At 48.5% G+C, this 24,960-nt stretch carries 24 protein-coding genes and 1 pseudogene; 1 reads left to right on the top strand and 24 read right to left on the bottom strand.

The features are described from left to right. Positions 1-12: 12 nt before the first annotated feature. The 17 genes from HUG15_RS12965 to sucC all read right to left on the bottom strand — a co-directional run bounded on the left by HUG15_RS12965 (position 13) and on the right by sucC (position 17,124). The gene (locus HUG15_RS12965) at positions 13-543 is read right to left on the bottom strand and encodes a MotE family protein (RefSeq protein WP_200123506.1); all 531 of its coding nucleotides are present in this window, start codon (positions 541-543) and stop codon (positions 13-15) included. A gap of 4 nt (positions 544-547) precedes the next feature. Beyond that, on the bottom strand, positions 548-988 hold the full coding sequence (fliJ, locus tag HUG15_RS12970) for a flagellar export protein FliJ (RefSeq protein WP_200123507.1): 441 nt from the start codon (positions 986-988) through the stop codon (positions 548-550). Next, positions 988-2,307 carry a flagellar protein export ATPase FliI gene (fliI, locus tag HUG15_RS12975; RefSeq protein WP_200123508.1) on the bottom strand — a complete coding sequence of 440 codons (1,320 nt, stop codon included), beginning with the start codon at positions 2,305-2,307 and terminating at the stop codon, positions 988-990. Before fliI ends, fliJ begins: the two co-directional genes overlap by 1 nt. After that, positions 2,304-3,086 carry a flagellar assembly protein FliH gene (gene fliH / locus HUG15_RS12980; RefSeq protein WP_200123509.1) on the bottom strand — a complete coding sequence of 261 codons (783 nt, stop codon included), beginning with the start codon at positions 3,084-3,086 and terminating at the stop codon, positions 2,304-2,306. The genes fliI and fliH overlap by 4 nt, the downstream gene beginning before the upstream one ends. After that, entirely contained in the window at positions 3,079-4,092 is a 1,014-nt protein-coding gene (gene fliG / locus HUG15_RS12985; RefSeq protein ID WP_200123510.1) for a flagellar motor switch protein FliG, read from the bottom strand. Before fliG ends, fliH begins: the two co-directional genes overlap by 8 nt. A 12-nt stretch (positions 4,093-4,104) precedes the next feature. After that, a complete protein-coding gene (gene fliF, locus HUG15_RS12990; protein WP_200123511.1) occupies positions 4,105-5,685 on the bottom strand; it encodes a flagellar basal-body MS-ring/collar protein FliF in 1,581 nt (526 codons plus the stop codon). Between the two features lie 32 nt (positions 5,686-5,717). After that, complete coding sequence (gene fliE / locus HUG15_RS12995) at positions 5,718-6,056, bottom strand: flagellar hook-basal body complex protein FliE (protein WP_200123512.1); 339 nt, start codon at positions 6,054-6,056, stop codon at positions 5,718-5,720. Between the two features lie 17 nt (positions 6,057-6,073). Further along, entirely contained in the window at positions 6,074-6,520 is a 447-nt protein-coding gene (gene flgC / locus HUG15_RS13000; RefSeq protein ID WP_200128976.1) for a flagellar basal body rod protein FlgC, read from the bottom strand. A gap of 7 nt (positions 6,521-6,527) precedes the next feature. Continuing rightward, complete coding sequence (gene flgB, locus HUG15_RS13005) at positions 6,528-6,914, bottom strand: flagellar basal body rod protein FlgB (protein WP_200123513.1); 387 nt, start codon at positions 6,912-6,914, stop codon at positions 6,528-6,530. A 950-nt stretch (positions 6,915-7,864) separates the two neighbouring features. Then, positions 7,865-8,644, bottom strand: a complete 780-nt coding sequence (gene codY, locus HUG15_RS13010; RefSeq protein WP_200123514.1) for a GTP-sensing pleiotropic transcriptional regulator CodY — start codon at positions 8,642-8,644, stop codon at positions 7,865-7,867. A 28-nt stretch (positions 8,645-8,672) separates the two neighbouring features. Continuing rightward, complete coding sequence (gene hslU, locus HUG15_RS13015) at positions 8,673-10,082, bottom strand: ATP-dependent protease ATPase subunit HslU (protein WP_200123515.1); 1,410 nt, start codon at positions 10,080-10,082, stop codon at positions 8,673-8,675. 35 nt (positions 10,083-10,117) lie between these two features. Beyond that, on the bottom strand, positions 10,118-10,657 hold the full coding sequence (gene hslV, locus HUG15_RS13020; protein WP_200123516.1) for an ATP-dependent protease subunit HslV: 540 nt from the start codon (positions 10,655-10,657) through the stop codon (positions 10,118-10,120). A gap of 11 nt (positions 10,658-10,668) precedes the next feature. After that, positions 10,669-11,574: a tyrosine recombinase XerC gene (gene xerC / locus HUG15_RS13025; RefSeq protein WP_246516336.1), complete on the bottom strand. Its 906-nt coding sequence runs from the start codon at positions 11,572-11,574 to the stop codon at positions 10,669-10,671. A 233-nt stretch (positions 11,575-11,807) separates the two neighbouring features. Beyond that, positions 11,808-13,880: a type I DNA topoisomerase gene (topA, locus tag HUG15_RS13030; protein WP_200123518.1), complete on the bottom strand. Its 2,073-nt coding sequence runs from the start codon at positions 13,878-13,880 to the stop codon at positions 11,808-11,810. A gap of 178 nt (positions 13,881-14,058) precedes the next feature. Further along, entirely contained in the window at positions 14,059-14,913 is an 855-nt protein-coding gene (dprA, locus tag HUG15_RS13035) for a DNA-processing protein DprA (protein ID WP_200123519.1), read from the bottom strand. A 117-nt stretch (positions 14,914-15,030) separates the two neighbouring features. Further along, on the bottom strand, positions 15,031-15,945 hold the full coding sequence (sucD, locus tag HUG15_RS13040; protein WP_200123520.1) for a succinate--CoA ligase subunit alpha: 915 nt from the start codon (positions 15,943-15,945) through the stop codon (positions 15,031-15,033). 18 nt (positions 15,946-15,963) lie between these two features. After that, positions 15,964-17,124: an ADP-forming succinate--CoA ligase subunit beta gene (gene sucC, locus HUG15_RS13045; RefSeq protein ID WP_200123521.1), complete on the bottom strand. Its 1,161-nt coding sequence runs from the start codon at positions 17,122-17,124 to the stop codon at positions 15,964-15,966. Positions 17,125-17,327: 203 nt separating this feature from the next. Between sucC and HUG15_RS13050 the strand changes: the two genes are divergently transcribed. Continuing rightward, positions 17,328-18,233 (top strand): nuclease-related domain-containing protein, encoded by a 906-nt coding sequence (locus HUG15_RS13050; RefSeq protein ID WP_200123522.1) that lies wholly within the window; start codon positions 17,328-17,330, stop codon positions 18,231-18,233. Between the two features lie 662 nt (positions 18,234-18,895). Here the strand turns inward: HUG15_RS13050 and HUG15_RS23505 are convergent. The 7 genes and pseudogenes from HUG15_RS23505 to HUG15_RS13080 form a co-directional block, all read right to left on the bottom strand. Then, complete coding sequence (locus HUG15_RS23505; RefSeq protein ID WP_343073110.1) at positions 18,896-19,006, bottom strand: 3-hydroxyacyl-CoA dehydrogenase family protein; 111 nt, start codon at positions 19,004-19,006, stop codon at positions 18,896-18,898. After that, a pseudogene (locus tag HUG15_RS13055) lies at positions 18,999-19,502 on the bottom strand (3-hydroxyacyl-CoA dehydrogenase family protein). Before HUG15_RS13055 ends, HUG15_RS23505 begins: the two are co-directional and overlap by 8 nt. Before the next feature lie 38 nt (positions 19,503-19,540). Then, entirely contained in the window at positions 19,541-20,737 is a 1,197-nt protein-coding gene (locus HUG15_RS13060; RefSeq protein WP_200123523.1) for a thiolase family protein, read from the bottom strand. A 15-nt stretch (positions 20,738-20,752) separates the two neighbouring features. Next, positions 20,753-21,529 (bottom strand): enoyl-CoA hydratase/isomerase family protein, encoded by a 777-nt coding sequence (locus HUG15_RS13065; protein WP_200123524.1) that lies wholly within the window; start codon positions 21,527-21,529, stop codon positions 20,753-20,755. Positions 21,530-21,541: 12 nt separating this feature from the next. Next, positions 21,542-22,111 carry a 3-hydroxyacyl-CoA dehydrogenase family protein gene (locus HUG15_RS13070; RefSeq protein WP_200123525.1) on the bottom strand — a complete coding sequence of 190 codons (570 nt, stop codon included), beginning with the start codon at positions 22,109-22,111 and terminating at the stop codon, positions 21,542-21,544. Beyond that, positions 22,111-23,721: a long-chain-fatty-acid--CoA ligase gene (locus HUG15_RS13075; RefSeq protein WP_200123526.1), complete on the bottom strand. Its 1,611-nt coding sequence runs from the start codon at positions 23,719-23,721 to the stop codon at positions 22,111-22,113. Before HUG15_RS13075 ends, HUG15_RS13070 begins: the two co-directional genes overlap by 1 nt. A 4-nt stretch (positions 23,722-23,725) precedes the next feature. After that, positions 23,726-24,874 (bottom strand): acyl-CoA dehydrogenase family protein, encoded by a 1,149-nt coding sequence (locus HUG15_RS13080; protein ID WP_200123527.1) that lies wholly within the window; start codon positions 24,872-24,874, stop codon positions 23,726-23,728. Positions 24,875-24,960 lie beyond the last annotated feature (86 nt).

A 24,960-nucleotide genomic window follows, 5' to 3' on the forward strand; every position in this document is an offset into this window, starting at 1 on the left:
CGCAGTTGACGCTTAATCGGTTAGCAAGGCCGTAATTTCAGCGGCTCGTTCCGGATCCATATTTTCCAGAATCGCCGAGCGGCTATCATCATTCATCTCCGACATGTGCAACAAAATCTCATCATTTGTCAGTTCTTCCATAATTTCAGCCGCCTGTCCCGGTCTCATATTTTCATAGACGCGGGCAATCCTCGTGAGCGCTTCCGGACCATCAGCCTCGTCAAGCTCCTCGGTGCTTGCTTCTGCAAAGGCTTCATCCTCTTCCATTTGCTCGATCTCGTCTTCCAATTCCTCAATGGTGTCCTCCGCTTCTTGCAGCTGCTCTTCAAGGTTGGCAACTTCTTCATCGCTTTCGGCAAGGGACGGTTCCTGTTCGTCCCTGTCTTCTTCTTCGCTCATCCAAGTGGATGCTTGTTCCATTGGGTTCATCCCCAATGCCGATAAGACGATCGCCCCAATGATAACGAGAAATGCCCCGGGAATAACGATGAACAGCACAAAACGTTTGAAGCCGTTTCCCTTCTTCTCTTTTCTGTTGACCATTGCGTCACCTGCTTTGCAACACTTGTCGGGAAGCGAGTTCATCCATGAGTTTTTGTTCTTGCTTCTTCATTTCCCGGACGTGTTCTTCCCACTTGCGCCCTTTCATCTTTTCGTATTTCTTTGCCTCGATCGTTGCCGTTTGCCATTCTTTTTTCCGTTTGACCATCGTCTTTCGGGCCGCATTTGTTTTTGCTTGGCTCCGGTCAATGGCGGTTTCAATGTTTGTTCTTGCCAATTGTTTGCTTTGCAAGGCCGCGATCGTCGTGCCCGCTTTGCAATCTTGTGTTTGGCTATCATCAAGGGTTTCACGCGCTTTCAACCATTGATATAACTCGTAGCCAACGGATTCAAATTTCCCGGCGGCTTCTTCATACCCTCTCCTGCATTCGGCAGCTTCACGTTCTTTCACTTCCAACACCTTTTCAAGGGCAAACGTAAAAGACATCACTCATCTCTTCCTTTCCTTGCCAGCAACTGTAATTGTTCAATCGTCTCCGTTATGGGATGAGCTTGTTCGGTTCCCTGTTGCAAAAATTCCTGAATATCGGGTTGCACTTGTATGGCAAGGTCCACGTCTTCTGACGTCCCTTTCTTATAAGCGCCCACTTGGATCAAATCCTCACTGTCTTCATAGGTAGCCAAATGTTGCCGGATCGTCATAGCCGCCTCCAAATGTTCCTTTGGAACAATATCTGTCATCAAACGGCTGATGCTTTTTAAAACGTTTAAAGCCGGATAATGCCCTTTATTCGCCAATTTTCGATCAAGAATGAAGTGACCGTCCAAAATCCCCCGCACAGCATCCGCAATCGGCTCATCCATATCATCACCATCGACAAGCACGGTATAGAAGGCGGTGATCGACCCCCGTTCATTGGCTCCCGATCGTTCAAGCAATTGCGGCAAAAGGGAAAAGACAGATGGGGTGTACCCTTTTGTCGTCGGCGGCTCCCCGGTGGCAAGGCCGATTTCGCGTTGTGCCATCGCAAAACGGGTGACCGAATCCATCATTAAATTAACGGTTTTTCCCCGGTCGCGAAAATATTCCGCGATTGCCGTCGCCGCCATTGCGCCTTTAATACGTACGAGGGCCGGTTGATCGGATGTGGCGACGACAACGATCGTGTTCTTCAATCCTTCAGCCCCGAGATCCTTTTCAATAAAATCCTTGACTTCCCGGCCTCGTTCGCCGATCAGCGCGATCACATTGATATCGGCTTCCGAAAATTTTGCAAGCATCGCCATCAAGGTGCTTTTTCCGACGCCACTGCCGGCAAAAATCCCGACTCTTTGGCCTTCGCCGACCGTTAACATGCCATCAACTGCCCGTACACCGAGAGAAAGCGGCTTGACAATTCTAGGGCGCGCCAGCGGGTTCGGCGCTTCCCTGTCAACAGGAAATTTATGTAACCCTTTGGGCAGATCGCCGCCATCAAGCGTCCTCCCCAGACCATCAATGACCTTTCCGATTAATCTTGTCCCCACACCGATTTCTAAAGGTTTTCCCGTGCTTTTCACGAGGGAACCGGGCTGAATATTTGCGGTTTGCGAATATGGCATCAATAGAATGCGCGCGTCTTTAAAGCCAACGACTTCCGCGCGTATCGGTTCACGGGTGTTATCCGTGAAAATAAAGCAGAGAATCCCTACGGCCGCTTGTGGCCCTTTCGCCTCGATTGTCAGGCCGACGACACGTGTTACTTTTCCCATCCATTTCAATGTACGAACGTCATCAAGCTGCTCTTTCACATCTGCGGCTCTCAAGGTCCCCTCTCCCCGGCTAACAGTTCGTGAAGCTCGGTTTGCAACACCTCTAACTGATCGTCTAATGAAGCGACCAAACGCCCGTATGGCGTTTCAATCAAGCAACCATTCTTATCCAAATCCTCATCCGGGAAAAACCGAATGCGTTCTGTGTGGCTGAGAAGGGCTTGCCACTCCTCCCGTTGTTGAACGGTTTCCCCGTAACGATCCGGATGGACAAATATATCGACCTCGCTTTGATCTTTCACTTCCCGGAGGGCTTGTCTTACGAATTGGGACCAATGATTCTCCATTTCCAGCTTTTCGCCAAGGATTTTTTCCGCGAGCTTCACGGCCAGGTCAATAATCGTAGGTTCGGCACCGTCCATGTATTGGCGGTAATCCTCGTGAGCTGCGGTGACAATATTTTTGGCTTCGGCAATGATGGTTTGATACGTTTCATAGCCTTGTTCCTTTCCTGCTTGAAGCCCCTGTTCTTCCCCTTTGCTTTTTGCATCGTTGTATGCTTTTTCAATGGTTTCGTCCAGGTCGGCACGGGCTTTTTCCATCTCTTTTTCCATGTATTCCTTTTCCGATTTTGCTTTTGCGATGATCGTTTCCGCTTCTTCATGGGCTTTGGCAAGCACTTTTTGCTTTTTGCCGCCCTTCGATCCCTCTGACGCTTCATCCGCATCCGCGGCAAGGTTTTGTCCGTTTCTTTCACGTATCGGCTGCAGCAGGACAGCGTGGGGGTCATTCGCCTTTAGGCTTGATGTATCTGCTTTAATAATGTTAGACAACAATATCGTCTCCCCCACCACGGGCAATGACGATTTCGCCCGCTTCTTCCAGGCCCCGTACCGTCCCGACAATTCGCATTTGCGCGTCCTCCACGTCTTTAAGACGAACAGGTCCCATGTATTCCAATTCTTCTTGAAAGGTTTCGGTCATCCGCGTGGACATATTGCTGAAAATGATTGTTTTCACTTCGTCACTGACCATTTTTAAAGAAAGCTGTAAATCTTCTTGACCCGCTTCGCGGATAATGCGTTGGATCGAGCGATTATCAAGCGTGACGATATCTTCAAATACGAACATCCGCTTTTTGATCTCATCGGCAAGTTCCGGATCTTGAAATTCCAGGGAGTCAATGATCGTGCGCTCCGTTCCCCGGTCGACGCTATTCAACACATCCACGACCGATTCAATCCCGCCCGCCTCTTTATAGTCTTGAGATACAGCCGAAGAAAGTTGCCTTTCAAGAATGCCTTCCACTTCGTTAATGACATCCGGAGACGTGCTATCCATCAACGCGATTCGTTTCGCAACATCTGCTTGCACCTCGGAAGGCAATGCCGAGAGAATTTGCCCCGCTTGTTCTGCATCCAAATAAGAAAGAACGAGGGCGATCGTTTGCGGATGTTCATTTTGGATGAAATTTAGAATCTGCATCGGTTCAGCTTTGCGGGCAAAATGAAACGGGCGAACCTGAAGCGTGGACGTAAGTTTCGTGATAATTGCCATGGCTTCTTCTTCCCCGACGGCTTTTTCCAACACATCCCGCGCATAGCCGATGCCACCTTGCGTCATATAATCTTGGGCAACCGCGAGCTGGTGAAATTCACCGATGATTTTATCTTTCGTCTCGCTTTCCACTTTGCGAACGTTGGCAATCTCAAGCGTCAATTGTTCAATTTCTTCCGGTTGCAATTGCTTGTATACGTTAGCCGAGACATCGGGTCCCATGGAGATGAGAAGAATTGCCGCTTTTTGCTTGCCGGTCATTTCTTTTTTCCCTCTCGCCATTGATACTCCCCCCTAATCTTCCGACATCCACGTTCGGAGAAGTTTGGAAAATTCCTCCGGTTTTTCTCTCGCCAGTCTTTCCAAGCGCTGCCGCTGCTCGCCTTCGATCGAATGATCTTCTTCCGGGATGTCGTCGAGCGCAACACGCGCTTCCTCCACTTCTTCATCGTCTATCACATAACGATTGCGCCTAATGAAAAAGACAATGGCTATAATCGCCGCCAAAATGCCGAGCGCCAATATGTAGACCCATGCCGGTATTCCCGCGGATTCCGGTTCTTCATCGGTATCCATATTGCCCATAAATGGCTGGGCGGAAACAAAAATTTTATCCGTGATTTCTCCATCATCCATGTCTTCCAAATAAGTTTCGTCGATGCTCGTTGTGACGACCGTTTCCAAAATCTCTTCAATGTTATCGACGGTGTCCGCCGGCAACGACAACATATCTTCCGGATCCGGCGGTTCAACAATGACTTGAATACCTAAGTCCCTTAACTTGTAAGGACTTTCCTGGATTTGGCGATGAATGCGGTTGACATCGCTGTTTACCCGCTCTTCGATTCTTTCGTAATCGCCGTCCCCACCGGCACCGACACCGGGATAGTTGGCAATGTCATCTTCCCCTGTTCCGGCAACGCCTTCCTCGGGAACTTCTTCGCCTTCATACGTTTCGATGATCGACTCTGCGCTGATCTCAATCCCTTCCATTTGCTCTTCATCGACCGGTTCCACCAGTTCTTCTTCCCGCGTTTCCTGGGTGAAATCGATATCCGTCGTGACCGAAACCATCACGCTGTTTTGCCCCATCATTGTGCCCAACATCTGTTGAAGGTTTTGTTGCAGGTCACTTTCGACGGTACGGCTGATTTCCCGTTGTTGATCATAGGCTTGTTGCGTTCCATCGATGGCCCCTTGGTCCTCATAATGGTATTGATTCGCCAGCTGATCCGTAATCGTGATATTTTCCACAGGCAATTGGGGGATGCTTCTTGAAGCGAGGTGATACAGCGCCTGCACGTTTTCTTGATCCAACTGATAGCCGCCGGCAAGCGAGAGAACGATGGAAGCGTTGGATTCTTCCGGTTCGTCGCTCACCCACACCGTTTCTTCCGGCAGCGTGACCATAACGTCTGCCTGCGAAACACCATCCACCGATTGCATCAAATGTCCAAGCTCCGTTTCCAGCGTCGCTTTTTCCATGACGGAAAATTCATTTTCCGTCATCCCGAATCCAAGTTGATCCTGAAAATCTTCATAGCCGATGGAACCGCTTTGCGGAATCCCTTCCGCGGCCAATTCCACTTTTAGCTGATCGACGCTTTCCCTAGGCACTAAAATAGCTGTCCCGTCGTCGGTAACCTCCGACGGGACCCCCCTGCTGTCGAGCGTTTCTTTTATTTGGCCGGTTTCTTCAACGGGCAAATCATTGTACAACGGGGCATAGTTCGTCCGTGTACCGAAAAAGATGAGCAGCACGATGAATATGAGGAGTAACAGTGCCCCGCCGATGATGAGCAGTTGCTGATTTTTCGTTCTACCCGACCAATGCTCCCGAATTTTATTTCTGTACATATGTATCTTTTCGTTCATTTCATGTTCACTTTCCCATCAAGTTAAGGCGTCTATAAAGTCATTCTCATTACGCTGTCGTATGCGTCGATTACTTTATCCCGCACCTCTACCGTTGCCTGCAAGGCTACGCCTGCCTTCTCGGAAGCAATAAAGACGTCATGCATATTGTCCACTTCTCCAGTCAACAGTTGTTCTGTCTTTTCCGTGGATGCTGACTGGTAGTCTTGTACATTTTGCAACGCTTCGTTTAATATATTTCCAAAACTGTTTTGCACTTCGTCCGTGCGCACCTGTTCGCTTTTCCCGGATTCCGCCGGGCTGTTCGCTGCCTGCGGGGATAACGGTGAAAGGGGCATCTCCCCGGGCGGGTGCCCTTGTATCATTGGCATTTTCTTTCCTCCCTCTTTTAGCCTCGTCCGATTTCCATGGCGTTCATTTTCATAGCTTTATGAGCATCGAACACGGTTACGTTAGCTTCATACGATCGTGTGGCCCCCATAACATCCACCATCTCTTTCAGCGGATCAACGTTGGGAAGCTCTACATTTCCGTCCTCATCCGCATCCGGATGCCCAGGTTGGTGCATTGTTTGAAAAGGCGTCTGATCTTCAACGATGCCGGTCACTTGCACGCCTTCGGTGTTTTCCCTTTCCGCGTTTTGCAAATGGGAAGCAAACGACGGCCGGTTTTCCTGAGGCGCCATCGTCACCATTTTTCGCCGGTAAGGTTCCCACTCCCCATCGACCATGCGTCCCCTCGTCGCCGATGCGTTCGCCATATTCCCCGATGCCGTATCCATGCGCAGGCGTTGCGCGGTTAAGGCGGAAGCGGTCGCGTTCATTCCATCAAACATCGCCATGCTACTGACCTCCCAAAGCGGTTTTCAAGTTGCCAAACTGTCCGTCCATCCGATCAACGAGCGCAGATTGATAGATTTGATTGTTGGCCATTTCCGCCATCTCTTTGTCCATATCTACACTGTTGCCGTTATGATTATAGCTTCGGCTGCGGTCAACGGATGTGTAGGCCTCGCGATGCCCCTCGCCAAAGTCCACATGCCGTCCGTCCGTCTTTTGGGAATCAAACTGTTGCCTTGCATCACCCAACATGTGTTCAAAGCTTGCCTTCCGAGCTTTATAGTTCGGCGTATCTGCATTTGCGATGTTGTTCGCGATCGTATTTTGTCGAAGTTCGGCTCCGTCCAACCCGTTGTGCAATTGGTCGATGGTCGATGAAAACAAAGCCATGGCTCACTACCCCCTTGTTCAAAAATAACTAAAACGTTAAACCCAGACTTATATACTTAATACTTATGTTGGATTTAATTTGTCCTCCCCATTGTATAAAAAAGACAAGATAAATGTCTATCAGAATCGAAAAAAAGCAAAAATCAGTAACTTTTATCTATGCAAACCAAAAATAAGTCCACTTAATTTAAGTCTTTATGCTCATATTTGTTCTCATAAAAGTTGTTTGGGCCTAAATTATTAATGGACGCGCTTAGGGGAGCCATTAAAATTATTCTGCCTTTTGGCGTAATAAAAAACACCCAATATCGTTTTTGAGATATTGAGTGTTTCATCCTATTCAAGAACTGCTGAATTATTTTTTTGTGGTTGATGTGGCAAAGTTGGATGCAAGGAAATCCATCCTATAAGCAGAAAAACCCTTTCACTTCCGGCAACGTACAAAGGGATGACGCGCCAATCGCGTAGACACGTCAAGAGACCCCGCAGCGCCAGTTTTTGCGGGAGAAGACTTGATCATTATGCGTCCCCGGAAAGCGTGGCCATGGAAGGCGGTATCCTGGCTTCAGCTGAAATCTGTAAGTTGTTCAGCAATCCCTGGTTAAATCGCACGGCCTTTCATGACGACCCTAATGCTGAGAAACGGGGCCAATTTGGGCGCCATGGACCTCCCATGGTGCCCGAAAAGCTGATATTCGGTCCTGTTCGGGCGCCAAAGACCTCCCATGGTGCCCGGAAAGCTGGCATCCGGTTCCGTTCGGCCGCCGTGACAGCTTCATGACGACGAAAACCCAACGGGAGACCCATTTCGGGCGCCATACGCCTTTCATGGTGACCTTACAAGCACGTTTCGACTCAATTCGGTCGCCATGAAGTCCTCGATCTAATTCTCATAAAAAAACAGCCTGTCCCCTCAATGAAGAGGAGACAGGCTGTCGTTAAGTGTCGTTTTATTCGTCGCGAAGACGCTCCAATTCGACGAGAAACTTGTTGTTTAGCACTTTAATATACGTTCCTTTCATGCCGAGGGAGCGAGATTCTATCACACCCGCGCTTTCCAGTTTGCGAAGAGCGTTAACAATGACCGAGCGCGTGATGCCGACACGATCGGCTATTTTACTGGCGACGAGTAATCCTTCTTTGCCGTCCAACTCTTCAAAAATGTGTTCGACAGCTTCCAATTCGCTGTAGGAAAGGGAACTGATCGCCATTTGCACAACCGCTTTGCTCCGGGCTTCATCTTCGATTTCGGAAGCTTTTTCATGAAGGATTTCCATGCCGACAACGGTCGCCCCGTATTCGGCTAACACTAAATCATCGTCACTAAACCGTTCATTTAAACGGGCGAGAATTAACGTTCCCAACCGTTGACCGCCACCGATAATCGGAACAATCGTTGTGAGCCCGGTGCGGAATAGGTCCCGGTTTTCCGTTGGAAAAGCGGTGTGCTCGCTGTCAATGTCGAGGTTTGGCGAAGTTTCATTGACGCTGGAAATACCGGCTGTGTATTCTTCCGGAAATTGTCGTTCTTCGAGAATCCGGTCGATTTTTTCATGGCCAATCTCTTGTTCAATCGAGTAGCCGAGCAATTTTCCACGGCGACTTACGACAAAAACGTTGGCAGCAATCACTTCACTTAACGTTTCTGCCATATCCTTAAAATCCACATGTTGGCCCGTCGTCTTTTGTAACATATCATTAATTTGCCTTGATTTCATTAGTAGTTCCATTGTGAATCATTTCCTCCTAATTGTTAAATTACAAAATAAAGTGGCTTGTGTCTTCGTTTCCAGCAACATCCGCGAGTTTTTCTTCGACATAAGGGGCAGTGATTGTGATTTTTTCCAGTGTGATATCGGAAGCCTCGAAGGACAGCTCTTCAAGCAATCGTTCGAGCAATGTATGCAAGCGCCTGGCCCCTATGTTTTCCGTTTCACGATTGACATGTTCAGCTAATTCGGCGATCTTGTCAACAGCTTCGTCAGAAAATTCTACATCTATACCCTCCGTTTTCAAAAGTGCCGAATATTGTTTGAGGAGGGCATTGTCAGGTTCACGAAGAATCCTGATAAAATCTTCTTTTGACAAATTCTCCAATTCCACGCGTGTCGGAAAACGGCCTTGGAGTTCGGGAATTAAATCCGAAGGCTTTGACATATGGAACGCACCGGCTGCCGCAAATAAAATATGATCGGTTTGTACCGTCCCGTGTTTTGTCGTCACCGATGCTCCTTCTACGATGGGGAGAATGTCACGCTGGACGCCTTCCCTGGAAACATCGGCGCTACTGCCTTGTTGTGATCCGGCTACCTTATCGATTTCGTCAATAAAAATCATCCCGAGTTGTTCCGTCTTTTTGACAGCTTGGTGGCTGACTTCTTCCATATCCACGAGTTTTTGTGCTTCATCGTCTGCGAGAACACCTCGTGCTTCTTTCACGGGCAACTCACGTTTTTTCTTTTTGTTCGGCATCATTTTTCCGAACATCTCCTGCATATTCATGCCCGTTTGTTCCATTCCCGTCCCTTGAAACATATCGGAAAAGGATGGGCTTTGTTCTTCTACTTCAACCGTGACGAGGTGATCTTCCAATTCGCCAAGGGCGAGTTGATGGGCGATGCGTTGCCTGCGTTCCCGATTGCTTTCCCGTTCCGATTCACTTTCGTCAGTACCTTCCTCCGTGTCTTCATTGGATGAAGTTTGAAAAAGCATTTCAAAGGGATTTTTTTGTTGCTGATTTTTTCGCTTAGTCGGAGACAAAAGCTTCACTAAGCGCTCATTTGCCTGTTTTTCTGCCTGTGGCCTGACCGTTTCCATTTTTTCAGCTTTTACAATACGGACGGCATGGTCGACGAGATCACGTACCATTGCTTCCACATCACGGCCAACATAACCTACTTCCGTAAACTTCGTTGCTTCCACTTTGACAAAAGGGGCACCGACGAGTTTCGCCAAGCGACGGGCGATTTCTGTTTTCCCTACGCCTGTCGGGCCAATCATGAGAATATTTTTCGGCGTAATCTCCTCGCGGATACCCTCAGGCACTTTACTTCGTCGATAACGATTGCGAAGCGCGATCGCTACCGCACGTTTAGCCTCATTTTGCCCGACGATGTATTGATTGAGCTGCTCAACAATTTGACGCGGGGTATGATTGGCATATTCCACCGGTTATCACCTTTCGTAACCCATTATACGGGAGGTTAAATTTCTTCAATCACGAGCCGGTCATTGGTGTATACACAGATTTCACCGGCAGTTTTAAGCGCTTCTTCGGCGATATCCCGAGCCTCGAGCCCGGAATGTCTCGCGAGTGCCCGACCGGCTGCAAGCGCGTAGAAACCACCGGAGCCAATAGCCAATATACCGTCATCGGGTTCAATGACTTCCCCCGTACCGGCAATCAACAGCAACTGACGATCATCCATAACGATCAGCATTGCTTCCAACTTTCTGAGAACCTTGTCGCTGCGCCATTCTTTAGCCAACTCGCGGGCTGCCCGTTGCATTTGGCCACCGTATTCCTGCAATTTCCCTTCAAATTTCTCGAATAAAGTAAACGCATCGGCGACCGAGCCGGCAAATCCCGCGAGTACCTTCCCGTTATAAATTCTGCGTATTTTTTTGGCACTATGCTTCATGACCGCGGCCTGCCCCATCGTGACTTGACCATCCCCGGCCATTGCGCCTTTGCCATTATGGCGAATGGCAAAAATCGTTGTTGCGTGAAAAGTGGACTCCATAATGACTCCTTTCAGGCTCGCGGGTGCGCCCCTTTATAAATCGTGCGTAAACGATCGGTTGTCACATGTGTATAGCGCTGGGTCGTCGACAAATGCTCATGACCGAGCAATTCTTGAACAGCGCGAAGATCAGCGCCTTCATTCAAAAGGTGGGTGGCGAATGTATGGCGCAAACTGTGCGGAGACATTTTTAAAGAGTGTGACGCTTCTTGTACGCGTTTATTCAACACGTAACGCAATCCGCGATCCGTTAATGTTCCGCCTCTATAATTCAAAAAAAGAGCGGAAGGACGATTTTTTTCGTGATTGGCTAACGCGCTCCTCCCGTCCTCGCAATACTTTATTAAAGCATCGAGGGCATAGGCGCCTATGGGAATGTACCGTTCTTTCCCGCCTTTTCCGGTCACATGGATGGTTTCCGTGCTCAAATCCAAATCGTCGAGCACTAAACCGCAACATTCCGATGCACGGATGCCGGTTGCGTAAAGCAACTCTATAATCGCAAGATCCCGTTGTTTTAGCGGATCTTCCCCTTCACAGACGCTCAATAGCGTTTCCAGTTCGTTCGAATAGAGAAAACGGGGCAAACGCTCGGTTTGGGTCGGAAACCTCGTGAACGACACGGGGTTGTTCTGTATTAGTGATTCCCTTTTTAAGAAGCGATAAAACGACCGAATGACAGAAAGTTCGCGGGCGATACTCGTTCTTGCCAAACCTTTGTCATGCAGATGAGTCAAATACATGCGAATGTGGCGGTAATCAACGGCACATACGTCTACTTGCAATTCCTCCTGCACATAGTGTTGCCAAACGCCCAATTGCCGTCTGTACGCGGCCATCGTATGAGCCGTCGCATTTTTTTCAACCTGTAAATATTGAAAAAATGCCAAATAAGGATCTCTCGAGTCTGAACGCATCAGCATTCACCTCAAATGGATTACTTTCCTCTATGATAAGCGTTTAAAGCTTAACATATTGCATCGTGTAAAAGCAAGATTTTATTCATAAAATTCTGATATGATTTTGCAATAAAGCGTTGCTTATTGATCGCTACTGAGCCTCCCACAATCAGCATATGGAAAACCCCAACTGATGACAAGGGGTTTTCCTTTCCATAAAAGGAATTGTCACTAAATCGTACACAATTATGCTAATTGGGCTCTTCACGATAATCGCAATTCGAACACTGTACCCGCACCGTTTTTTTGGCTTTTTTCTCGACGAGTAAGCTTTGGCACTTCGGGCACGGCCGTGCAATCGGCTTATCCCAAGACACGAACTCACACGCCGGGTAGCGATCGCATCCATAAAATGTCCGCTGTTTTTTACTTTTTCGTTCTACGACGTTCCCTTCTTTACACCGGGGACATTTTACGCCGATCGGCTTTAGAATGGCCTTTGTATTCCGGCAATCGGGAAAATTGGAGCAAGCCATAAACCTTCCATACCTTCCCATTTTGTAAACCATGGGATGCCCGCATTTTTCACAGTCTTCCCCTACCGGCTCGTCTTTGATCTCAACTTCTTCCATTTCCCGATCGGCTACTTTTAACCGTTTCTCAAACCCTTGGTAGAAGGTGTCGATGATCTCGATCCAGTTTTCTTTTCCTTCCTCAACGTCGTCAAGATCCGATTCCATTTGGGCGGTAAATTTCACGTTTAAGATTTCGGGGAAAAACTCGACGATGAGATCAAGAACAATCTCTCCAAGTTCCGTCGGCACGAAACGACGGTCCTGCAATGAGACATACCCGCGCCGCTGAATAGTGTCAAGCGTTGGCGCAAACGTGGAAGGACGGCCGATGCCCAGTTCTTCCATCGTGCGCACGAGTCGTGCTTCCGTGTATCTGGGCGGTGGTTGCGTAAAATGTTGCGTCGGCTCCAGCGATTCTTTTTGTGCCGTTTGCCCTTCTTCGAGCGCGGGAAGAAGTTTGTTTTCTTCCTTTTTGCGATCGTCGCTTCCTTCCACATAAACTTTCATGAACCCTTGAAATTTTATTTTAGATCCCGTTGCCCGAAAGATCATTCCGCCATTTTCCAAATCTGCCGTCATCGTATCCATGATCGCTGGTGCCATACGACTCGCCACCAGACGTTCCCAAATTAGACGATAGAGCCTTAATTGATCCCGGCTCAAGTGATCTTTGACTGATTTGGGTTCACGGGAGACAATCGTTGGACGGATGGCTTCGTGGGCGTCTTGCGTGTTCTCTCCCTGTTTCTTTGGCTTGCGGTCGCCGCCTACATATTGCTGTCCGTATTTTTCTTGAATGTAGGTCCGCGCTTCTTCTTTTGCCGTATCGGAAATTCGTGTGGAATCGGTACGCATATACGTAATTAAACCGACAGTGCCCTCTTTGCCCAGCTCTATTCCTTCGTACAATTGCTGGGCAATCATCATCGTCTTTTTTGCCCGGAAATTAAGCTTTCGGGCCGCTTCCTGCTGGAGCGAAGAGGTGATGAAAGGCTGTACCGGATTGCGTCGCCGTTCTTTTTTCTGAACGGAAGCAATCGTAAAATCGTCCCCTTTTATGTTGCCAAGGACTTCGTCCACATCTTCTTTTGTCTTCAAAGCCTCTTTTTTATTCCCTTTTCCATGAAATTGGGCTTCGAATGTTTCTTTTTCATATGAAAATGTTCCTTTTATGTTCCAGTATTCTTCAGGTTCAAACTGTTGAATTTCTTTCTCCCGGTCATTAATCATTTTTACGGCGATCGATTGTACACGTCCTGCGCTTAAACCCTTTTTCACTTTTTTCCAAAGCAACGGACTGATGTTGTAACCAACGAGCCGGTCCAAAATTCGACGTGCCTGCTGGGCATCAACGAGATCGGTATTAATAGTGCGCGGGTTTTTGAATGCTTCCTGAATCGCAGGTTTTGTGATTTCATTAAACACAACCCGGCAAGGCGTCCCTTCATCAATCCCCAAGCTGAATGCCAAATGCCACGCAATCGCTTCCCCTTCACGGTCGGGGTCCGCGGCAAGGTAGACTTTTTTTGCTTTTTTTGCTGCTTGTTTCAATTCTTGTAAAACCGGGCCTTTCCCGCGAATCGTAATGTACTTCGGGTTATATTGCTGATCCACATCCACGCCCATTTGTGATTTCGGCAAATCACGCACGTGTCCCATCGATGCTTTCACCGTATATTTTTTCCCTAAATACTTTCCTATTGTTTTTGCTTTAGCGGGAGATTCAACGATTACAAGGTAATCTGCCATCTCTAAAGTTTCCTCCCCCCTGATAAGGTAGCTCAAAGGCCTGTGCCACGTGTTGCGCAGGGCGATTTGAACATGTTCGAATTTTAATGTAAAACCTTCCTCATTATTAAACAACAATTTCGTGTTTGTCAAACAAAGTTTTTTGGTAAGGGGAAGAATTTTTCGAATTTGGGAGCGTTTACAGATCCGAGGATCGCAGGACAATCGCTGCTCCTTGTTCGATCAAACGGTTGGTGCCCATGGACATTTTGCTGTAAATCGTTCCGGGAAGGGCACATACATCGCGCCCCTGTTCCAACGCTTGATCAACGGTAATAAGTGTTCCCGAACGTTCGCCGGCTTCCACGACGAATATGCGGTCACTGAGCGCGCTGATGATGCGGTTGCGCTCCGGGAAATGCCACTTTTGCGGACGGCGGTCCGGGGGATATTCTGAGATGATTAAATGGTTATTCGCCAATGTTTCCGCAAGTGCCTTGTTCTCGCGGGGATAAATGTGAAAAAAGCCTCCGGCGATTACGGCGATCGTCTTGCCTTTCGCGATAATTGCACGTTTATGGGCGATGGTATCAATGCCTCTGGCCAAGCCGCTAACGATGACACGGCCGGATTGAACGACCGGAGGGAGCAGTTCTTCCGTGGCCCGCACACCATAGTTACTCGGTAGGCGCGTGCCGATAACAGCCAACGTTTCTTTGTTGCACAGAGAGAGATTTCCTTTGCAATAAATCACCCAGGGCGGGTCGGGCATTTGCAGCAGGCGTAACGGGTAGGAAGGGTCATCTTTCGTGATCGGAATGACTCCGAGCCCCTTCATTTCTTTCTCCAGTTCAACGACGGAGGTGCTTTTCCAATAGGATTGCCAAACGTGTGCCGATTTCGAGCGACAGCCGGTAAGGCCTATTAATGTGTCGATGGAATGCTTGGCATATCGTTCTAATGAGGGGTCATCTGCATGCAGGCGTTGAAGCGCGCGCCAAGTCATGCCGGGGGCGAGATGGGCGTGGAGCAAGCGTTGCCGGTACGAGGACATAGCGTCTCCTTCCATAGATCATATGTTCGATCTATCCTATTATAGCACATGCAAAAAAGAAGTCAAGACTAAAAAAGACACCTGTCACACTTTTTATGACAGATGCCTTTCACGGTATTAATTGCGAGGTTCATGCGTTAAGCATGCATCATACAAATTGTTTTCTTTCAACGTTTCAATCATCGTTTCTCCGATAATCGCCGGTGTTTCGGCAATGGCAATACCGTTATCGGCCATTGTCTTTTTCTTTTCATCCGCAGTGCCTTTGCCGCCGGAAATAATTGCTCCTGCGTGGCCCATACGTTTCCCCGGAGGCGCAGTGGCGCCGCCAATAAATCCGACGACCGGCTTGTTCATGTTTGCTTGCACCCATTCGGCTGCTTCTTCTTCTGCCGTACCGCCGATCTCTCCGATCATAACGACTGCTTTGGTATCGTCATCTTCATTAAATAGATTCAACGCATCGATGAAATCGGTCCCGTTCACCGGGTCGCCGCCGATGCCGACAGCCGTCGACTGTCCGACGCCGGCCGCGGATAATTGATCTACCGCTTCATACGTGAGCGTTCCGGAGCGGGAAACGACGCCAACGTGCCCTTTTTGATGAATATAGCCGGGCATAATGCCGATTTTGCACTCATCCGGCGTGATGACACCCGGGCAATTCGGCCCGATTAAACGGGTCTTTTTGCCTTCCATGTAACGCTTGACTTTTAACATATCGATCACGGGAATGCCTTCCGTGATACAAATAACGACATCAAGCTCGGCATCGACCGCTTCAAAAATAGCGTCAGCCGCAAGTCCCGGTGGAACGTAAATAACGGAAGCGGTAGCTCCTGTTGTGTCTACGGCTTCTGAAACGGTGTTGAATACCGGCACACCTTCAATTTCGGTGCCGCCTTTTTTCGGCGTGACGCCGCCTACAATTTGCGTCCCGTATTCGATTGCTTGTTTTGTATGAAAGAGGCCGGTGGAACCGGTAATCCCTTGAACAATTACTTTCGTATCTTTATTAATTAAGATACTCATAGTAGCGTGCCCGCCTTTCTATTTTACTAAGTCTACGATTTTCTCGGCACCATCTGCCATGGAGTCTGCAGCGGTAATATTTAAGCCTGATTCTTCGAGAATTTTCTTGCCTTCACCAACGTTTGTGCCTTCCAAACGGACAACGAGCGGCATCGTGAGACCGATTTCTTTTGTTGCCGTTACAACACCTTCCGCGATGACGTCACACTTCATAATTCCGCCGAAAATGTTGACGTAAATGCCTTTGACGTGTTCATCTTCGAGGATGATTTTAAACGCGGCGGTTACTTTCTCTGCCGTTGCGCCGCCTCCCACGTCAAGGAAGTTCGCCGGTTCGCCGCCATTATGCTTAATGATATCCATCGTCGACATGGCCAGGCCAGCGCCGTTGACCATACAACCGATGTTTCCATCGAGGGCGATGTAGCTAAGGTCATATTTGGATGCTTCGATTTCTTTCGGATCTTCTTCGTCGAGGTCACGAAGGTCCTGGATATCGTTTTGACGATAAAGGGCGTTGTCATCGAAATTTAGCTTCGCGTCAAGCGCCAAAACGTCGCCGTCTTTTGTCGTAACGAGCGGATTGATCTCCGCAACGGAGCAATCGTTTTCCATAAACACGTCAAAAAGCCCGCTCATAAACTTAACCGCTTTTCCGAGGGAATCGTTCGGAATGTTCATGTTAAACGCAAGTCGACGCGCCTGGAAGCCTTGCAAGCCAATCGCGGGGTCGATAAATTCTTTAAAGATTTTTTCGGGTGTTTCGGCCGCTACCTCTTCGATTTCGGTGCCGCCTTCTTCCGAGCCCATCAAAACGATCCGGGAAGTACTGCGGTCCAATACCAAACCGATGTAATACTCTTGGTCAATGTCGCAGCCTTCTTCAATGAGCAAGCGTTTTACTTCTTTGCCTTCAGGGCCTGTCTGATGAGTGACGAGTGTTTTGCCGAGAATCTCCTCGGCATATGTACGCACTTCATCCTCATTCTTCGCTATTTTTACACCGCCGGCATTGCCGCGGCCGCCGGCATGAATTTGCGCCTTCACGACGCGCACGTCCGTTGTTAATGAACGGGCTTTTTCGACGGCTTCTTCCACAGAGAAAGCCTCATACCCCGTCGGCACAGCGACGCCGTACTGTCGGAGGAGATCTTTGCTCTGGTACTCATGAATATTCATGTTCTGTCCATCCTTCCTATGAGTACTTATCAATTCGATCATGCGATAAAGGAGCGATGAATATCACCTGTCCAATACCTTTACACACATTTTTTATGATACCAGTCTTTTGGAAAAGAATAAAGGGCAAGATTCGTGTGCATTCTTGTTTTTTCCCATTATTTTTCGTATGATAAAAATAATCTATCGAAAGGAGATGAGCGATGAATCGTAGGGAACGACAAGAACCCCTTGAATTAAAATATTTCAGACTTTTGGAAGGACGAATGCATCTCTCCCCGGAAGAAAAACGACAATACACCAATGCTCAAAAAGGGTTTGAAGGTGAGATGACATTTGACCGTTGGATCGAGCAAAATCTATCGACCGATCACCTTCTAATAAAAGGCTTGTTGCTCGAACATAAAGGGGAATTATTTCAAATTGATACCCTTCTTATTTTTTCTTGGCAAATCTATCTCTTTAATGTAAAAAATCACACCGGTGATTATTATATTAATGGAGAAAAATGGCACTTCATATCCGGTGCTGAAATCAAGAGCCCCTTCCTTCAGTTACAGCGAAGTGACTTTCTCCTTCGTCAATTGCTTCGAAAACTTGGCACAAACGCTCCTATCGAGCCCTCACTAGTTTTTATCCACCCTGAATTCATTTTGTATAATGCTCCCCCACAGCTTCCTATCATTTTTTCCGGCCAACTCAATCGATTTAAAGAAAAACTGAACGGCAAACCTTCTAAAATAGAGCAAAAACATGAAAGACTTGCCGAGCGATTAATTTCTTCGCACTTGGAAGATTCGCCGCATACTCGGTGGCCGGACTACGACTATCAACAGTTGAAAAAAGGAGTGACTTGCACTAAATGCGCAGCTTTTATGTCCGACAATGAGAGAAAATGGATATGTGCCGGTTGCGGCCACGAGGAAGACAACGAAACAGCCATTCTACGAAGCGCAAAGGAATATCAATTTCTATTCCCGGATAGAAAAATGACCACAAACGTGATTAGTGAATGGTGCGGGATCAATGGTTCCAAGAAAAAAATAAGAAGAGTTCTATCAAAACATTTCAAACACCTTAGTCAAGGGAAAGGTTCATATTATGTTTAGTTACGATCAGTGTTGGTTTTTACCGCCGACCGGATACCAGGTTAGTAACCCTTTAATCGTTTTCCGCTGGTTCTTCGGGTGTTAATTACATGATTAGTGGCCCCTCGAGCGAGGGTTTTGCCTTTGTTCCGGTGCTAATGACTCGATTAGTCACCCTTTTAACCGGTTTTCACGGCTGTTCGGGTGCTAATTGCATGGTTAGTGACCCTTCGAGAGGGGGTTTTGACTCTGTTCCGGTGCTAATGACTCAATTAGTAACCCTTTAATCGTTTTCCGCTGGTTGTTCGGGTGTTAATTGCATGATTAGTGGCCCCTCGTGCGTGTTTTTTATCGCTGTTCGGGTGCTAATGACTCGATTAGTCACCCTCCAATCCGATTTTCCCTGCTGTTCGGGTCCTAACCCACGATTGTACGCCCTCGTTCGAGCGTGTTTTTTCCTCTGTTCAGGTGCTAATTAATCAATTAGTAACCCTTTAATCGTTTTCCGCTGGTTGTTCGGGTATTAATTGCATGATTGGTGACCCCTCGTGCGTGTTTTTTATCGCTGTTCGGGTGCTAATGACTCGATTAGTCACCCTCCAACCCGATTTTCCTTGCTGTTCGGGTCCTAACCCACGATTGTACGCCTCCGTTCGAGCGTTAAAAACCGCCGGCGCGCACGCCTAGCGGTAATTGTAAAACCCTTCTCCAGATTTACGGCCTAATTTCCCGGCTTTCACATACTTAATAAGAAGTGGGCACGGCCGATATTTTTCGCCAAGTGTTTCATACAACTTCCACCGTTTCCTTGTTCATTTTTTTCCCGAGATCCTGCACAATCCGTACCGTTTCTTCGGAAGTATCCAATCCCTTGATCATCTCTATCAGCTTCATTTTGTAAACCGGATTGAAAAAATGCATGGCCATCACTTTCTCAGGGCGATTCATCGCCGCGCCGATCTCGGTCGGGCTGAGCGTTGATGTATTTGTCGCCAAGACGGTATAATCCGGGCGATACGCATCAAGCTGACGGAAAGCCTCCACTTTTAACAGGATTTCTTCCAACACCGCTTCGATGACGACGTCTGCCTTGCGGACCGCTTCCCGCAGATTATTTTCATAGCTTAATTGTTGCTTCGCCGCTTCTGCCTGACCACCATCGGTAAACCCTTTATCTGCGCCTTTTTTGCAATAATTTCCCAATCACTCCCCTTCCCTGCTCAAGGTTGGCTTCATCAATATCACCCGGAAACCGCTCAAAGCAGCCGTATAAGCGATGCCTCTGCCCATCGTACCAGCTCCCACGATACTAATTTGTTGCAACACACTCACCCCTTATCCCTTTCAAGCATTAAAGCCATGCCCTGACCACCGCCGACGCACAAGGTCGCGATGCCAAACCGTTCATCTTTTCGTTTCATTTCGTAAAGAAGCGAGGTGGTAATCCGCGCGCCTGTGGCTCCTAGCGGGTGGCCCAAAGCAATCGCCCCGCCGTTGCGATTGACATCCACCTCCGGAAGGCCAAGTTCTCGGATGACCGCCAATGACTGGGAGGCAAACGCTTCATTCAGTTCCCATACCCCGATGTCTTCTTTTTGCTTTCCCGTTCGTTCCAAAAGCAGCTCAACTGCCGGCACGGGACCGATGCCCATCACTTCCGGGTCAACGCCTACAGCCGTCCAGTCTACAATCGTCGCCATCGGTGCCACGCCGAGCGCCTCTGCCTTTTCTTTCGTCATCAGCACGAGAGCGGATGCGCCGTCATTGCGCCCGCAAGCATTCCCTGCCGTCACCGATCCATCCGCTTTAAATGCCGGTTTCAAAGACGCGAGCTTCTCCGTGGACGTCTCCCGAGGGTGCTCATCGACGGAAAACGTAAACGAACGCTTCCGTTCTTTCACTTCCACAGGCACAATTTCATCCGCAAACGTCTCGTTTTCAAGCGCGCGCTTCGCCTTCTCCTGGCTTTCAAATGCAAAGGCGTCTTGGTCTTCACGGCTAATTTCATAGCGATCCGCCACATTTTCCGCAGTCGCGCCCATCCCAAGTTTGTCCCCATAAATGTCCATCGGTTGTTGCCCGGCTTCCAGGTTGGAGTCCACAAGCTTCTGTACCCCTTCCCCATAGCGGGTGTTACGCAAATACATAGGTGCTTGGCTCATGTTTTCCGTCCCGCCGGCAACGACGACATCTGCCTGTCCGAACAAAATTTGTTGGACACCGGACCCAATGGCCTGCATACTCGACGCACATAGGCGATTAACGGTAAACGCCGGTTTGCTCTCCGGTACCCCCGCCCGCAAGGCGGCAACTCGGGCTACATTTGATGAAGCAGTCGTTTGCCGAACTTCCCCAAGGATAACTTCATCCACATCGGCTTTTTCAATCCCGGCTCTTGAAACCGCTTCTTTAATCACCGTGCTGCCGAGGTGACCGCTGTCTACATTTCTGAGCGCCCCCCCAGCGCGCCCGACAGCGGTTCGCACGGCGCTTGCAATGACAATCTCTTTATTTTCAACCTTCAAATGGATTCACCCTTTCTATTTTCCTTGGAAATTTGCCTTTCTTTTCTCCAGAAAAGCACTTGTTCCTTCATATTTATCATCGGATTGGAAAGCGACTGCCTGTGCCAGTTTTTCCAATAACTGAGCGCTCTCAAGGTTAGAATCCGCACCCCGGGTCACGACCATTTTCGCGAGGCGAACGGCAAGCGGCCCTTTAGCGGAAATGTCAGCTGTGATTTCCCGCACGTTTTCCTCAAGCGCTTCCGGATCAGCCACATCATTCACGAGTCCGATTTGATGAGCCTCATCAGCCGCGATCAATTTCCCCCGCAAAATCATTTCAACCGCTTTTCCTTTGCCGACAAGCCGGGTTAAACGCTGCGTCCCGCCGGCCCCGGGAATAATCCCTAAATTCAATTCCGGGAGCCCGATCTTCGCTTTCGTGCTCGCCACGCGGATATCACACGCCAAAGCCAGCTCGCAGCCGCCCCCGGCCGCAACCCCGTTGATCATGGCAATTGTCGGCTTTTCAAAGTCTGCCAGTTTGTCGTACACCGCTTGCATGCCGGGCGAGAGCGCATCGAGTGCCTCCTTCTCCCGAAGTTGTGTGATATCTGCCCCTGCTGCAAAAGCCTTCTCACCTGCTCCTGTAAAAATAACACCGTCTACGTCGGCACGCCTGTCAACGTCATCGAGCGCAGTTTCCATTTCTTCCAACACTTGTGCGTTCAATGCGTTGCGCACATCCGGCCGGTTGATCGTGATCGTCGCCCATCGGTCTTCGACGTTTAATTGAATGAATTCAAAGTCCATTTTTTCTCTCCATTATGATTCAACGATTATTCTGTCATTGTCTTCTTGCAACAAGATCGACGTATTGTTCAACCTTCTCGCAACGTCCATCACCGCTTCTGCCGTCTCGTCAGAAGTATGCGGCCCCTGAACAGTCTCGGCCGGATTAAAAATAGACAAATTGCAGACTTGCGATGGCCGCCCGGTGGCATCCGCGATCTTTGAACTGACGAGCGTCGAACTGTTCGTCGCGAAAATCGCGTGCCCAGGGGCATACGCATCGATGGTTTTAAACATATCTGTTTTCGCTGCCAGATTCTCTGTCATCGCCTCGATGACGAAATCCCGATCCTTAACAGCGCTTTCAAGTTCAGGTTCAAAAAAGAGATGGGCAAAAGAATCATCCAGTTTTTTCCATGATATTTTATCTTTCCCAACTTCGTACTGTAATCGTTTGCTAATCCCTTCCATGTTTTTTTCAAACGTTTTTTCATGAATATCCTGAACGTTTACATCAAAACCGGCAAGCACGCAAACGGCAGCGATATGTGAGCCCGCGGCACTTCCGCCGATGACAGCTACTTTCCGGGGGGTTTGTACCATTACTGGCTCCTTTCCTTTTCCATGTGATCCATCGTTTCCTTCACGAGTTCCCGACGCAATATTTTCCCAACGCTCGTCTTGGGGATCGAGTCGCGAAATTCGATTATTTTTGGCACCTTGTAACTCGCCATTCGTTTTTTGCACCAAGCAATTAATTCAGCTTCGGAAAGCGTTTCCCTATCTTTCAACACGATGGACGCTTTTAGTGTTTCTCCACGGTATGGGTCAGGAACACCATAAACCACGAGCTCCTCGATGCTCGGATGCTCATACATGATGCCTTCTACCTCATTGGGATAAATATTAAAACCGCTGCCAATCACCATTTCTTTTTTCCGGCCGACAATATAAAAATACCCTTCGCTATCCACTTCAGCAATATCGCCGGTGGCGAACCAGCCATCTTGCAACTGCTCATCTGTTTCTTCTTTAAGTCCCCAATACCCGAGCATGACTTGCGGTCCTTTAATCCATAATTCACCTGATTCCCCGACGGAAAGCGGATCTCCACTTTCAATATCAACGATTTTGCATTCCGTGCTGGGTAGCGGCAAACCGATACTTCCCGTCTTTCGTTTTCCTTTGAACGGATTTCGATGGGTCGTCGGGGACGTTTCCGACAATCCGTAAGCCTCTGAAATCACCCCGCCCGTCAACGCCTCAACCTTTCGCATGACTTCGACAGGCAATGGGGCGCTGCCACTTGTCATTGCCTTGATGGAGTCAAGGGAAATGGGATGGTCCTCAGCGTAGCGCAACAACCCAATGTACATCGTTGGAACAGCAGGAAAATACGTCGGCCGGTAACGCTCAATAATGTCAACGCCCTCTTCTACCGTCCACTTTTTCATACAAATAATCGTTGCCGCAGCAAAAACGCCTTGATTGATAACACTCGACATTCCCAACACATGATAAAAAGGAGCAGCACCCAGGAAAATTTCCCCCGGCCGTTGCAGCGTATCCGACGTGAATGCAAACGTTTGGTAGACATTCCCAACCAGGTTGTAATGGGAAAGAACCGCCCCCTTAGGTGAGCCGGTCGTTCCACCCGTAAACTGAATAAGCGCTGGATCGTTCCCGGGATCTATCACCGTTTCTGGGATACTGCCGGAATTGCCTTGATCAAAGAGGTCATGTAAATCATATTCATTTTCGTCTAGTTGTAAGTGACCGTGATAGATGCCGAAGGCCGGGGATTTGACCGATTGCACTTTTTCTTTTTGTTTCGCTTCCCCGATGAAGATCAGCGGCTCTGTTTGCCGGAATATATGCTCCAGTTCCCCCGCTTGATACATTGGGTTCACTTGGACGACGATACCGCCGAGACGCTGGATCGCAAAGTAACTCACAATATATTCCACGCCGTTCGGTAGCATTAAGGCGACACGGTCGCCTTTTCGAAGGCCCAACCCGGAGAGAGAAGAGGCGAAGCGCCGAACTTCGTCCCTCAGTTCTTCATACGTGTAGCTTAACTCACCATCGATGACCGCGAGAACGTCACCGTAGTCGTCTGCTGTTCTTTCCAAAAAATCATATACAGAAAGATTCGGAACCTCGATATCCGCCGGAGCATTTTCAGGATAATTTTCGAGCCATATACGTTCCATACCCTCACGAGCCTTTCAACATATTTTTAGAGATAATGAGTCTTTGAATCTCATTGGTGCCTTCATAGATTTTCGTGATTCTGGCATCACGATAAAATCGTTCCGCAGGGTACTCGGCCATGTATCCCATCCCGCCATGAATTTGTACCGCTTTATCAGCCACCTTATTATAGGTCTCCGTTGCAAAAAGCTTGGCCATCGAGCTTTCTTTAATCGCTTTTTCGCCCTGGTCGATCAACCATGCCGCCCGATACGTCATCGTTTTGGCCGCTTCCGTCTCCGTTTCCATATCGGCGAGCATCCATTGGATCGCTTGCTGTTTGGAGATCGGCTTTCCGAATTGTTTTCTTTCTTCCGCGTACTCCATGGCAAGGTCAATCAACTTCTTCGATGATCCGACGGAACGGGCAGCCAGTCCAACGCGTCCTTCCCCTAAAATGGTAAGCGCGGAAACATAGCCCATCCCGACTTCACCGATGACATTTTCATCAGGGACTTCACAATTGTCAAAGATGACTTGACTCGTATGGGAACCTTTAAGTCCCATTTTCTTATCCGGTTTACCGACCTTTATCCCCGGAAAATCCTTTTCGATCAAAAATGCCGTGATGCCGCCTTTTGCCCCTTTTTCTTTATCGGTAAGAGCAAAAACGGTGAAAACATCGGCGATCGGCGCATTCGTGATGAAATGCTTAGTACCGTTTACAATCCAGTTGTCTCCCTTTTTCTCCGCTGTCGTTCCAAGATTTGTTGCGTCCGATCCTGCTCCCGGTTCGGAAAGGGCAAAACAGCCAATTTTTCGTCCAGCAGCCATGTCCGGCAGATATTTTTGTTTGAGCTCTTCCGAAGCCAATCTGACGAGCCCGGTACTGCCGATGCCAGTATGAGCACCAATAAGAGAAACATAGCCATTATGCGTACGGCCCAACTGCTCATACACAATGCACTTTCCTACCGTATCGAGACCGATGCCTCCGTATTCTTCCGGAATGCTTAAACCAAAAAGCCCAAGTTCCTTTGCTTGGTCCACAAGATGCTGAGGAATCTCATCTTCCTCTTCGATTTGCTGCGCGTACGGCTCCACTTCGTTTTCCACAAAATTTTTCACCATCACGCGCATCTGTTCATTTTCTTCGCTAATATTAAAATCCATGAGGTTTTCCTCCCTTTAAAATTCTCATCTCTAAATAGATGCAAAATCCATGCCATTTTTTATGAGCGTTTTAAGGAGGATTCATG

This window comes from Salicibibacter cibarius (genome assembly GCF_016495725.1).
Taxonomy (GTDB): domain Bacteria; phylum Bacillota; class Bacilli; order Bacillales; family Marinococcaceae; genus Salicibibacter; species Salicibibacter cibarius.